The organism is Kitasatospora sp. NPDC048662 (genome assembly GCF_055587065.1).
In genome coordinates this window covers 214,883-227,005 of the sequence record NZ_JBVJHA010000009.1, presented here as the reverse complement: position 1 = coordinate 227,005, position 12,123 = coordinate 214,883, and the positions used below count along the sequence as shown (strand labels likewise).

9 protein-coding genes are annotated in these 12,123 nt (G+C 68.8%); 4 read left to right on the top strand and 5 right to left on the bottom strand.

Annotation, left to right across the window (positions count from 1 at the left end; all coding sequences use genetic code 11):
• Window positions 1-21 precede the first annotated feature (21 nt).
• Window positions 22-2,856 (bottom strand): ATP-binding protein, encoded by a 2,835-nt coding sequence (locus tag ACZ6R9_RS24380; RefSeq protein WP_465540320.1) that lies wholly within the window; start codon window positions 2,854-2,856, stop codon window positions 22-24.
• 749 nt (window positions 2,857-3,605) lie between these two features.
• Here ACZ6R9_RS24380 and ACZ6R9_RS24375 point away from each other — a divergent pair.
• A complete protein-coding gene (locus tag ACZ6R9_RS24375; RefSeq protein WP_380478581.1) occupies window positions 3,606-4,100 on the top strand; it encodes a DUF5709 domain-containing protein in 495 nt (164 codons plus the stop codon).
• A 33-nt stretch (window positions 4,101-4,133) separates the two neighbouring features.
• Here ACZ6R9_RS24375 and ACZ6R9_RS24370 read toward each other — a convergent pair whose 3' ends face one another.
• On the bottom strand, window positions 4,134-4,850 hold the full coding sequence (locus ACZ6R9_RS24370) for a carbon-nitrogen hydrolase family protein (protein WP_465540318.1): 717 nt from the start codon (window positions 4,848-4,850) through the stop codon (window positions 4,134-4,136).
• 310 nt (window positions 4,851-5,160) lie between these two features.
• Complete coding sequence (locus ACZ6R9_RS24365; RefSeq protein WP_380478585.1) at window positions 5,161-5,721, bottom strand: chloramphenicol phosphotransferase CPT family protein; 561 nt, start codon at window positions 5,719-5,721, stop codon at window positions 5,161-5,163.
• A gap of 579 nt (window positions 5,722-6,300) precedes the next feature.
• Here ACZ6R9_RS24365 and ACZ6R9_RS24360 point away from each other — a divergent pair.
• Both ACZ6R9_RS24360 and ACZ6R9_RS24355 read left to right on the top strand, forming a co-directional pair.
• Entirely contained in the window at window positions 6,301-6,516 is a 216-nt protein-coding gene (locus ACZ6R9_RS24360) for a heavy-metal-associated domain-containing protein (protein WP_380478587.1), read from the top strand.
• 685 nt (window positions 6,517-7,201) lie between these two features.
• A complete protein-coding gene (locus ACZ6R9_RS24355; RefSeq protein ID WP_465540315.1) occupies window positions 7,202-8,224 on the top strand; it encodes a GNAT family N-acetyltransferase in 1,023 nt (340 codons plus the stop codon).
• Window positions 8,225-8,438: 214 nt separating this feature from the next.
• Here ACZ6R9_RS24355 and ACZ6R9_RS24350 read toward each other — a convergent pair whose 3' ends face one another.
• The gene (locus ACZ6R9_RS24350; protein WP_465540313.1) at window positions 8,439-9,284 is read right to left on the bottom strand and encodes a spermidine synthase; all 846 of its coding nucleotides are present in this window, start codon (window positions 9,282-9,284) and stop codon (window positions 8,439-8,441) included.
• Window positions 9,285-9,488: 204 nt separating this feature from the next.
• Here ACZ6R9_RS24350 and ACZ6R9_RS24345 point away from each other — a divergent pair, with 204 nt between their 5' ends.
• A complete protein-coding gene (locus ACZ6R9_RS24345) occupies window positions 9,489-10,442 on the top strand; it encodes an alpha/beta hydrolase (RefSeq protein ID WP_465540354.1) in 954 nt (317 codons plus the stop codon).
• Window positions 10,443-10,619: 177 nt separating this feature from the next.
• Here ACZ6R9_RS24345 and ACZ6R9_RS24340 read toward each other — a convergent pair whose 3' ends face one another.
• Window positions 10,620-11,687 carry an AI-2E family transporter gene (locus ACZ6R9_RS24340; RefSeq protein ID WP_465540352.1) on the bottom strand — a complete coding sequence of 356 codons (1,068 nt, stop codon included), beginning with the start codon at window positions 11,685-11,687 and terminating at the stop codon, window positions 10,620-10,622.
• Between the last annotated feature and the right edge of the window lie 436 nt (window positions 11,688-12,123).

Genomic DNA, 12,123 nt, shown 5'->3' with positions numbered 1-12,123 from the left:
CGCCCATCGGCTCACCGGCCGTCATGTCGCTGCCAACGCCTCCGCCACCTCCTTCCGCCCTACCCCGAGCTTCCGCAGCACGCTCGCCACGTGGTGCTCGACCGTACGCGGCGACAGGAACAGCGCCTGGGCGATGTCCTGGTTGCTGATCCCCTGCCCGACCAGTTCCGCGACCTGTCGCTCGCGTGGCGACAGTGCCTCGCCGTAGCCCCGCCGCCCCGGCGACGCCATCCGCCCGAGACCAAGATCACGCCGGACGTGTTGGCAGCGTGCCGCGTCGGACGCGGCCCCGAGCGTGGTGAACGTCGCCTCTGCGGCGGCCAGTCGCTCGGCCGCACTCTGCGCATCGTGCTCGGCCAGCACCCGGGCCAGCCGCTCCTCCGCACGGGCGGCCTCGTACGGGCGGCCGATCGCCCGCCAGGCGTCCCGCGCCCGCCCAAAGGCCCCGGCCGCGCCGTCGCCGCTGCCGACGCCGTCCAGCAGGTAGCCCCTGGCCAGTTCGAGTCCGGCGTGCGCCGCCGGCGCATCGACGCCTTCCAGCGCCTCCGCCGCTTCCTCGGTGAGGTGACGGGCGGCGTCGATGTCGCCGACCGCTCGTGCGGTTTCCACCGCCACCGGCAGCAGCTCCGCGCTACGCGCCCAGGCCCCCGCCTGCCGCAGGATCGCCACTGCGGGCCCCACCACCGCAGCAGCAGCAGCCCCGCCGTGCTCGGCCAGTTCGAGCGAACCAAGACCGGCGGCAGCCCGCAGCGCGGCGGTGACCTGCGATTCCCGCTCGCCGTACCTGGCCGCGCTGGTGAACTCTGCCCTGGCCACCGCCAGTCTCCCCCGGGCGGCCGCCAACCGGCCCAGCAACATGGCTCGTTCGGCGCCCGCCATGGCCACGTCGGGAAACTCGGTCCCCAACACCGCGAACCGTTCTTCGAGCCCCTGCCAGCGCCCCGCCAGCCCGTCCAACCGCAGCAGGGCAATCCGGCTGTAGCACTCCAGGTAGGCGATCGCAGCCTGCCGGGCCAGCGCCCGGCTCTCGGCGAGCAGCCGACCCGCCTGCTGGTCGTGCCCGGTGTCGAGAGCGATGTCGCCGACGTTGTACAGGGCGCGGGTGGTCTGCCGGACCACCTCGGGGTTGGTGGAGTGGCGCGGCAACCGATCCAGCTCGGGCCACAGTTCGGGGTCGCCCTCCCGGGCCTGAAAGGTCAGGAGGGTGGCCCGGTAGGCAGCGGTGACCTCCTCGTCCGGTTCCATCTCCAGTGCGGCCGCAGCTTTCGCCATGCGTTCCCGGGCGGCGGCACCGGCGCCGGCGCGTTCGTTCATCGCGAGCGCGAGCAACGCCCGCGCCGCCCGTGAGGGACGCTCGGCAAGTTCATCGGCAGCGCGCTCGATCTGCGCGAACCCCGCACGGTCACCGCCCTGAACGGCCATCCGCAGACCGAGTGTCAGCCGGATCTCGCCCCGGTCGCCGACCGGCAGACGGGGGTCGGCGATGATGCCGGCCAGCGCCGCGGTGCTTGCTGCGTCGTCGGCGGCGTTCGCGGCGATCGCCGACAGGGCCCGGGCAGCCCGCACCCGCCGCTCGGACACCACATCCGTGTCAGCCAGCAGTTCGCGCAGCAGCAGCCCGGCCGCCGCCGGATCACCCTGCTCCGCCGCCTGCTCGGCCGCTGCTTCGGCCACCTGCTGCCATGCCTCCCGGTCACCGAGCGCCCGGGTGTGTGCGGCGATCCGGGCGAGCGGCTGTGGCTCGTGGCTGCGCAGCACAGCGATCGCCCGCCGGTGCAGCGCCGACCGCAACGGACCCGGAATACGCCGGTACGCCACCTGCCGGACCAGTTCCCTGCGGAAGGCGTACCGGGCTGCGGTGGGCTCGCCCAGCACCCCCGCCCGCAGCGCCTCCACCAGGCCCGCCGCCACCCGTTCGGCCGACAACCGCGCCACCTCGCCGATCATCTCCTCCCCGGCGGGCTCGCCCAGCACCGCGGCTGTCTCCGCCACCGCGAGCGCGTCCGGTCCGAACGTGGACAGCCGTTCGGTGACCGCGTCCCACAAGCCCCGCGGTGGCTCGGCGGCGGTCAGCGCCGCAACGGGTTCCGGGTGCGGGCCGCTGTCACGCAAGGCCGCCAGGTCCTCCAGGACGACCGCCGGCAGGCCGCCAGACCTCTCGCCCAGCACGGCCGCCAGCCCCGGCACCACATCAGCGCCCCACTCCTGGCCGACCAGCTCCCGCACCTCGGCTTCCGCCAGAGGCCCGAGCTGCATCGTCCCGCCGACCACCCCCGGCGGGCAGCGGTAGGCCGCACCCAGCACCGGCGCGCCTGCCACCGTCTCCTCCGCCCGGTAGGTCACCAGCAACGACAGGCCCGGCAGCGGATCCCTGGCCAGCAGCAGCAACAGTTCGCGGCTCGCCCGGTCCGCCCACTGCGCGTCCTCGATCAGCAGCACCACGCCGCCCAGTGCGCCGAGCAGCGCCCGCACGCCCTGCACCAGCCGGTACCGTTCGTCGCCGCCCTCGACCTCCTCCGGAAGCCACGCTCCGAGATCCGGCAGCCACGGCCGAAGCGCACCCGCGCTCGGCGGCAGCTCCGCCACCTCGGCAAGAAGCGGACCGCTGCGTCGCAGCGCATCGAGCACCGGCCCGTACGGCGTCGGCTCGGGCCCGTACGGCGTCGGCTCGGCGAACGGATGGCAGTGCCCGGTCAGCACCCGCCCCGGCGCCACCCCGGCCTCTGCCAACGCCTGTCGCACCAGCGCGGACTTGCCGGCGCCCGCCCCACCTTCCACCAGTACCACCGAAGGTGCCGCCCGCACGGCCGCGACCAGCCGTGCCAGCTCTCGCCGCCGCCCGACGAACTCCGGCATTCCTCCGACCCTCAACACCGCGCACCTCCTCCGTCAACCGTTCCGATCTCGCCAGCCAGCAGACCACATGGCCTCCGCGCCGCTCATCGTGCCCTGTTGCACCAGCCTCCCATCACCGCCGGCCCAGTCCGTCGGCCACTTCGCCGCATCACGTCACTGACCAGCGGACCCACCCTCCAGCACCGGTGCTGGCCTGCCTCATCAACCCTGTCTACTCGAAATAGCCAGACCCGAACCGGCACCGTACCTCCCTCGACCACTGCCCCCGCTCACTCGCCCCCGCCTCGCCGTCCGCCGCCATTCCGTCCACCCCCGTTGCCATCGCAGCCCCGGACCCCGGCCACGGCCCCACCACCACCTGTCGCCGCACCGCTCCTACCCGCAGGCTCTCCCGCTCGCTCAGCTCTCCCATTGCCGACCGCCTCCCGACGCTCGTTCCTGCACCGACCACCTCACTCCACCTCCCTTCAGCCGCCCCGCCCCGCACGTTGACGCCATCGCTACGCCGACGCCGTCCGCCTTGACGCTTCCCTGAGCAGCACAGACCTCCTCCGATCCACGCCGCGAGGGCGTGTCTCCCGCCGTGAGCCGCGCGAACGGCGACGCCACCCAACGCCCGGCTGGCCGGCCGTCCCGCACCGCCTTCTCAGGCCGCTGCCACCGCGCCGTGTTGCGAGCCGGGTGGCTCCCTGGCGAGCATGAAGAAGCTGGGTGGGACCTCACCCCGAGTGACGAGGACAGGTGCTGTCATGACCGACTGGGACGCCCAGGACCCGGAACCCGCCGAGGACGACGGCGTTCTCGAACCGGCCGACTCCCTGCTGACGGACCGGCTCGACAACGACCCGCTGGACACCGGAGTCATCCCTCCCGATGGGTACTACGGTGCGACCGCGTACGGCACAACACCCGGGGAGGCCGCACGCGGGGAGTCCCTGGACCAATTGCTGTCCGAAGAAGAACCCGACGACACCCCGGAGACGGTCGACGACCGTTGGACCGAAGGGCCGTCCCCGCGCGCCGGGCGCCTGGTAGAGGACGGAACCGACACCGCAGGCTCCGACGTCGGCCCCGACGGCGGGGCGGCCAGCGCCGAGGAGGCCGCCGTGCACCTGGTCTACCCGGACGAGGACGCCGAGGCCGAGTTCGACGACGCCGTGCCCGACGAGCCGCTGCGCGAGGCGGTCCAGTTCACTGTTCTCGACGACTTGGCCGACCGGGTGCCCGACGACAAATACCGCTGACGCCCAGCACCCACCGCCGGCTACCCGCCTGTCTCAACTGCTCATCCCCACCTCCAGGTCACCCACCAGCACCTGCGGACCGGTCTCGTCCGCCTCCGCCACCACAGACCCGTCCGGAGCCCACACAGCACTGCCTCCGCAGCCCGTCCACGGCCCGGCGACGCCGACATGGTTGGCCAGCATCACTTGCATACCGGTCGCCTTCGCTATCGCCGGATGCACCGTCCGCCGCTCTTCCCTCCCGCCCTCGGTGCCATAGAGAGAACTGGCGAGATGCACCTGGCATCCCAGCGCCGCATTTCGTGCCGTCACCTCCGGGAAGTGGTTGTCGAAACAGGTGGCCAGTGAGAAGCCGATCCCATCCAGCCAGAACCGGCCGCCACCGCTGCCCGGGGTGAACACCTCCTGCTCGTTCTCGTACAGGTGCTCCTTCGCGTACGTCGTCACCACGCCCCCGTCCGGCCCGTACACGGTGCTGACGATCTGCGGTCGATCCCCCGGCCCCGCAGCGGGGCCGTTGACCACCACTGCGATGCCGATGCCCCGCACCGGGTCGAGCCTCACGTCATCCGGCTCCGTCCACAGCCCCCGATCTGCGGCTATCATTCCGAGCTCATATCCGGTGAGGCACAACTCCGGACCGAACACCACAGACGCGCCAGCCTCTCGCGCCCGCTGCGCCAGCGCCGTGATCTGCTCGACGTTCGCCCCCACATCTCCCGGCACACATTCGAACTGAGCCGCCGCCACCCGAACTTGCCTCACACCGTTCCCCTCCGACACACCGTCACCTCGTCTTTTGATCAGCCCGTCACCACGGCTCGCCCGAGCTCGAGTTGCAGACCAACCGCCACGGCCGGCCCCCTGACGACAGCTCTCGCGGATCTCCCTGAGCTCCCGCCCCCCAAGTTCTCCACGCCCAATGAGGACAGTTCGAGGGACACCGCATGGCGTCCGGACCTGGCCCCCAGCGGGCTCCTCAGTCGCCAATCGGCTCGCTCTGGTTCGCTTACTCCCTCGTCTCACCCATTGGTCGGATGGCTGTCTCGGATGCCGGGGGCTACCGACCTATGCCTTCTCGCAGCCGTCCGAAGGCGGTCGAGTCTGGCTGGTTGGGCAGAAACGCTTTGATCTGCTCGGCGCACTCACGCGGCGAGTACGCTCCACTGTCACATTCGAAGTCGTAGTCGCCGTGACGGTGCACCAGGTCGTACTGGTGGGCCGCCAGACCGGGCGGTCGGTCACCCCGGACTACCTCACGCCGCGTTAGCTCCTCCACGTCGCAGCGAACCCCGACGAACAAGACTCGGTAGGGCCTGAGCACATCCAGACAGTCGGACAGCCGCCACGGCTCACTCAGGACGTGGTCAACGATCACACTGTTGCCGACTTCCGCCATCGCGGCGATCGACCGGTGAAATCCCTTCCTGGTCCGCTTCAGCGCTTCGTCGAACTGGGCCTGCTCCAGCGGACGCCTGGTCCGCATGGCGTTGAAAGTGTCGACGCCGAGATGGAACCAGATCTCATCATCGAGAATGTCCAGCAACTCACGCGCAATGCTCGATTTTCCCGAGCTGGACGTGCCATTGAGAAAAATAATGCGCCCCGCCGATCCACTCATTTAATCACCTTCCATGTTCGCTCCACTGATGATTATCATCCTGGACAGTCCAGGCCTGACGTCGCCGCCAACCAGTCAGCCTTCTGCGCCAGAAACCGCATGCCGATCCAGAGATCGACGAAACCGGTACATCTCCCCTTGGCCGGCCAGCTCCAGGTAGGCCAATGACACCGGTGTCGCACCGAGCATCCACCCTCCGAGCTTCGCAGCCCGATCCGGTTCACACTTCCACCGATCAGCTCCTGACACTTCCCGGCGCCAAAGCGAGCATTCTATATGGCTTTCACCCCATGCCCCTATGACCCGAAACCTGTCGATCAAATCCACACATTGCGAACATTTCCAGCAGGCCTGATTGCCAAGGCATGACCGCCAGAGACGGACGAAAGCCGCCACGCTTCGCTCTGCCCCGCGCCCACCGGCGCGGGCGCCCTTCCTCCGCTGTCGAGCAACCACTCATTGGGGGCATTTGGCAGTGCGCCCCGGTGCCTCCCTCACGACGCGCCCGTTGAGCACCACGGCGGCGCCCCGCACAGTCGGACGACCCGCCACATCCGACCAGGTCAACGGAGGTAACCCATGTCCATCACCACTGCCTTCACCATCGAAGGAATGAGCTGCGGCCACTGCGAACGGACCGTCACGGCCGAGTTGACTGCGCTGCCAGGCATCACCGATGTCATCGTCGACACGCAGGCCGGCCAGGTCACCATTGAGTCGGCCCAGCCCTTGGACGATGAGCAGGTCCGATCTGCCGTGACCGGAGCCGGCTTCGATCTCGGCGACCGCATCTGACTCACAGCGCCCCCTTAGGTGCCCGAGGCGCTAGAGGCCGGCGCCCCCGTGCGCCGGCCCGGCACTCCGCCCGCTCATTGGTCGACACCTCCTTCCGGGTTCGCTGCCGCCGGTGGCATTTCTACCGCTGCCGAGTCAGCACCAACCGCGCTCGAGGCCGATATTTACAGATGCACTCTTTCGAGTAATTCAGCGTAACCTGCCCCAGCCGTCGACGTACCGGAAACCGTTGCGCATCAAATAAATGCTTATCGCCAAAACCTCACGACGCGCAGACCGTTTCCACAGCGACTAGCAGCACAGTCGCACGACGGATGATCCAGCTCGGCATGCAGACACCACCGCCCAACGACGGCTCTCGGGACTGCCGATATCCTGGCCGCGCCAGGCCCGCGAAAGAATCTCCGAAAAATACTTTGCGAACCATCCGCCAACCTCTCTAAGCTTCGGGCCACTGACGGTGGATCAGCTCTACCGACGGTCCAACTCACGCCCGGCCACAGAGTGGCTTCGCACCCGCGTTGCCATATGCCGAGAGGAGGTCCTGTGATGGTTCCGATAACTCAGCCCCGTCCCACGGCGCATCCGATCACCCCCGCGTCCAGCTGACACGCCGTCCCTTGGGCGGTCGCCACGGATCATCGCGGTCGGGCTGCGTCCCCTACTCCTCTTCCTCGGAGACACTGTGATCTTCCGCCCGATCGTCCCTCAAGAGCTCGACGCGGTCCTGACCTGCCTTCGGTCCGACCCGTCTACCACGATCTCCGCCAAGCTCGTCCGCGCCCGCATCGCCGATGGCGAGTACCGTCCTGAATGGATCTGGATCGCGGAGGACGGCCCTGGACGAGTGCCGTTGGCACTCGCCATCTGGTGGGGCATGCCCGACGACGCCTGTCCGCGCAGCTTGGACGCCCTGTTCACCACCGACACCCTGTTCATCACGAAGGCGGCCACAGCTCTCACAGCCCTCGACACCCTGGGGTCGGCAGTGCACCAGCCACCCAGCGATCCTCGCGCTGCGGTCGCCGCCGCTCTGCTCACCGCAGCACACCAGGTCTTCGCCGCAGACGGCCTGGCCGTGCCGCCGGAGTACCACCTGCTGCTGCCACCGAGCTGGCGCGGCCAGCCCGAGGCTGCGGCAGCAGTGGAGTGGCGCAGCGAGGCCGCGAAGGTGGCCGGTCTCCGCCTCGCCACCGAGCGTCTCCGTTTTGAGTGGAACGCGGAGCGACCGGTCCCCACCCTGTCCGACCGGCTGGTGTTCGCACCGGAACCCGACGACGAGGTCTTCGTCGACCTTTTCCGCCGGGCCCTGCCCGGAAGTCTTGACGCGGCCACCACGCGGGAGGCACTGCTTCTCGGGCCGGCGAAACAAGCACGGAACGATGTCGCCTTCTACCACCACGACATGCTCGGCGAACGCTCTTGGTGGCGAATAGCTCGAACGCCCACGGGGCAGGTAGTCGGCTTCGGGATCCCCTCACGCAACTCCACCACTTCTGTGGTGGGTTATCTCGGAGTCCTTCCCGAGTTCCGCGGACGGGGTTTCGTGGCCGAGATCCTCGCCGAGGTCACCAGAGTCCTCGTCGCCGAGGCTGAGGAACCTGTCATCCGCGCCGATACGGACCTCACCAACCATCCCATGATCGCCGCTTTCGAACTTCTCGGTTACCGCGAAACAGCGCGCCGGCTTGTTCTCTCCGCGAACTGATCAGCCCGACCACACGACCAGTCCGCCCAACCATGCGTGAAGTCGGCTGGACGGTCCGCCCACGCCGCCGTTTCCAGTGGTCCGTCCAGCCGATGCTCAGTCTCTGTCCGCCCCGCCGACCAACTCTTGATCCTTCACCCTCGCCGCCCACGGAAAGGAGCTCGCCATCAAGTACGACTTCCTGCACAGCAGCCCGCGCGGCCCGCTGTCCACGTCAGCTCAACGAAAACGCCCCGGCCGGTGGCGGCGGCGAATCCTCGGCAGTCGCATCCGTGACCGGCTCGGAAGCCTGCTGCGGCGATTCCGTCAGCCGGGCTGGGAAGGGGTCGGAGGCGAGCCGCCGACTCAGCTCCCCCGTGGGCAGCGGCTCATCGGAGCCGATCAACAGAACGTTCCCGTACCGCCGGCCCCGCAGCACGCTGGGCTCGGCCACCAGACAAACGTGAGCAAAGACCGCGGCGACGGTGGCCGCCTGGGCCTTGGCGAATGCGAGTGGCGGGCCATCTGCGAGGTTCGCCGCGAAGCACCCGCCGGGCCTGAGCGTGGCGGCGGCCAGCCGGACGAACTCCACGCTGGTGAGGTGCGCCGGCGTCCGCGAGCCACGGAAGACGTCAGCCACCACGACGTCGAATGTCCTCGGCACCACGGATTCGAGTGCCGAGCGGGCATCGCCGACCACCACGTCGATGCCGGACGGCCACGGAAGGTGCTCCGCGATGAACTCGGTCAATGGCCCGTCGACCTCGACCACTTGCTGCCGCGAGCCGGGCCGAGTCTGCGCCAGGTAGCGGGGCAGGGTGAGCGCGCCACCACCGAGGTGCAGGACATCGAGCGGCTCTCCGGCGTCCGCGACCACGTCAAGCAGGTGGGCAATCCGCTGAACGTACTCGAACTCGAGGTGCGTGGGGTCCTGGAGATCGACATACGACTGCGGGGTGCCATCGAGGGTGAGCAGCCAACCGCCCTCGTCGTCGATGTCGGGCATCAACTTGGCTGTCCCCAGCGCCACCTCGCGCTCGACGGGGCGCGGGTCCGGCAGGCCGGCGGTCGGACCGGTCATCGGACAGCCCTCCAATACATGGCAGGAGGGAGAACGATTGAAGAGGGGGCAGCCATGCGGGCAGCTTAGGCCCGACCAGGGCAGTCTTCCCAAACGGAGCGATCTACCGACCGGTATGGTCGCGGAAGCGGCACCACCCTGGACGGCCCGGCCCGGGGTGGCGCAGCAGAACAGGAAGCAGAACAGGAAGTGGGTGTGGCTGACATGGAGTTCCGCGAAGACATCCTGGGTGCCCCGTACGAGGCGGCGGAGCTCCCACTGACCCCTGACGAGGAAGGAGAGGTCAGCGCCACGCTGGTCCGCAGGTTGGTTCCGGGATCCCGCCAGGCGGTGCTGTATTTGCACGGCTACACCGACTACTTCTTCCAGACCCACCTCGCCGACCACTTCATCGCCGCCGGCTATTCCTTCTACGCCCTGGACCTACGCAAGTACGGCCGGTCGCTTCGGCCCCACCAGTCACCCAACTTTGTCACTGACCTCGCGTCGTACGACGAAGAACTGGACGAGGCGATCCGCGTGATCCGGGAACTCGACGGCCACAGCCGAGTCCTGGTGAACGGGCACTCCACCGGTGGGCTGGTGGCGGCGCTGTGGGCGTCCCGGCGTGATGGGCGTGGGCTGGTCGACGGCCTTTTTCTCAATAGCCCGTTCCTGTCGATGCCTGCCTCACCCGCAGTTCGCACTCTCGGGGCGCCGGCGCTCGATGCCCTCGGCCGGGCCGCCCCCACCCGGAAACTGCCCGCGCCGCTCAACCCGCACTACGTCCACAGTCTTCACCGGGAGCACCGTGGTAGCTGGGATTTCGACCTGGCTTTGAAGCCGGCTGAGGGCTTCCCGCTCTACGCCGGCTGGCTGGCGGGGATCCAGCGCGGGCACCGCACGATCCGGCGCGGGCTCTCCGTCAGCTGCCCGATCCTGATGATGGCTTCCACCGCTTCCACTGTCACCAGCCGGTGGGATCCCGCACTGATGCACACCGATGCGGTCCTGCGAGCCGACGACATCGCGGCGCTCGCACCACGTCTCGGCCCGCACGTCACCACCATCCGTATCGAAGGCGGTATCCATGACCTGGTCCTCTCGGCCGAGCCGGTCCGGACCCAGGTGTTCACCGAGCTGGACCGCTGGCTCACCGCCTACTTCCCCGCTCCCTGACCGTTTCACCACCACCGGGGCAACCAACCACCCGGTCCCGATGGTGACGCAGACGACCATCGACCCGTATCGACCGCGATCTCAACTGGGAGGCCATCGCTGATCAGCGGTCAGATCTGCACCTGTCCGAAAACGCCCGACCATACCCGCCATCGCAAGCTCTGATCGGCGAACACCTCAGCTCTCGGAACGCTGTCGCCTGCGACGGCTCGTGGACACTCCCGGTGTCCCCGCGCCGCCGCGCAGCACAGACACCACACCGAGGCCGGCCGCGCTGACCGGAACGGCAAGCAACGCACCGATGATTCCGGCGATCCCGGAGCCGGCCACCACGGCAATCATGATCGTCGCCGGGTGGAGTTCGACGGTCCGGCTCTGAATGACCGGCTGAAGGACGTTGCCCTCGATCGCTTGCACTGCCAGCACCACGCCAAGAGCCCAGAGGGCGGTGCCGAGACCGCCGTTCGCCAGCGCCACGAGTACCGCCAAAGTCCCGGAGAGAAAGGCCCCTACGAACGGAATGTAAGACCCCATGAAAACGAGAGCGCCCAGTCCGGCCGCACCCGGGACACCGAGGAGCAGCAGTCCGATGGAGATGAACGTCGCGTCAATCAGCGCGATCAGCGTGGTGCCACGCATGAAACCGGCCATAGCCGCGAAGGCCTGCTGACCACAGGCGATCACCGTGTCGGAGTGCTTGCCCGGCATCATTTCGTGAATGGCGTCGGCGAACCGATGGCCATCGCGCAGGAAGAAGAAAACCAGCGCGAGAGCCAGCACTCCTCCGGTCAACACTTGAGTGACCAGGCCGAGTCCCGACAGCACCCCGTTGGCGAGTGAATCCACCAGATTACTTCCCGAGCCGGCGCTCTGCCGGAGGGCGTAATGGATCCTGTCGCCGAGTGGTCCGAGCCACGAGGCGATCCGGTCACCCGCCTGTTGGAGTCCCGCAGCGATCTGTGGGGCGCTGTCCACGAGAGAGTTGACGAGCAGTGCGATGGCGCCGGTGACAACGAGCACCAGGGTGGCGCAGGTCAGTCCGGCTGCCGTGCCGCGGCCTACACCCCGGTTCACCAGCCACGGCATCACCGGGTAGAGCAGGGCGGTGGCCAGGAGTGCGACCACCATCGGAATGGTCGCCGCTCTGAGTTCCACGACCACGAACACCGCGATCCCGGCAACGGTGATGAAGAGGATCACCGCAGCCGACCAGGCGGCAGCGGAACGAAGGGATGGCGGCAGCATCAGGGCCGGCCTCCGATCGTCCGGCGCCGCAACTCGGGTGGCCACCACCGCACCTGTTTCCGACGAACCCTCAGCATCTATGGAGGTGTATTCACTTGGCGTCGACCGCTCGCCAGTTGCTGGCACCGCACCGGAATGGCCCCGGCCGCTCTCCCCGGTTTTCCCACCGGAGACAGTGCCGTCATCCTGCCCTCCGCTGGCCCCACCGGCTGCACCATCATCGGCTGGACCGGCGTCTCCACCAGCGGATGGTCTGCGATCATCTGGTCCCGGCGCGCCGGAGTTGTCATCCGGGCCGGCCGCTGACGGGCCACGATTCGGGTCGTTCACACTGGGTTGCTCGGGGCCATCCTCGCCGCCGGACGGTGTCGGCGGCCCGGCGTGCTCGTCCGGTTCGTGTGGTTCCGGGGAGCCCTCCGTTGCCACCGCCACCTCC

Excerpts from the sequence above, each read along its gene's own strand:
- ACZ6R9_RS24380 (WP_465540320.1), bottom strand. The coding sequence starts at position 2,856 with ATGCCGGAGTTCGTCGGGCGGCGGCGAGAGCTGGCACGGCTGGTCGCG.
- ACZ6R9_RS24375 (WP_380478581.1), top strand. The coding sequence starts at position 3,606 with ATGACCGACTGGGACGCCCAGGACCCGGAACCCGCCGAGGACGACGGC.
- ACZ6R9_RS24365 (WP_380478585.1), bottom strand. The coding sequence starts at position 5,721 with ATGAGTGGATCGGCGGGGCGCATTATTTTTCTCAATGGCACGTCCAGC.
- ACZ6R9_RS24360 (WP_380478587.1), top strand. The coding sequence starts at position 6,301 with ATGTCCATCACCACTGCCTTCACCATCGAAGGAATGAGCTGCGGCCAC.
- ACZ6R9_RS24350 (WP_465540313.1), bottom strand. The coding sequence starts at position 9,284 with ATGACCGGTCCGACCGCCGGCCTGCCGGACCCGCGCCCCGTCGAGCGC.
- ACZ6R9_RS24345 (WP_465540354.1), top strand. The coding sequence starts at position 9,489 with ATGGAGTTCCGCGAAGACATCCTGGGTGCCCCGTACGAGGCGGCGGAG.
- ACZ6R9_RS24340 (WP_465540352.1), bottom strand. The coding sequence starts at position 11,687 with ATGCTGCCGCCATCCCTTCGTTCCGCTGCCGCCTGGTCGGCTGCGGTG.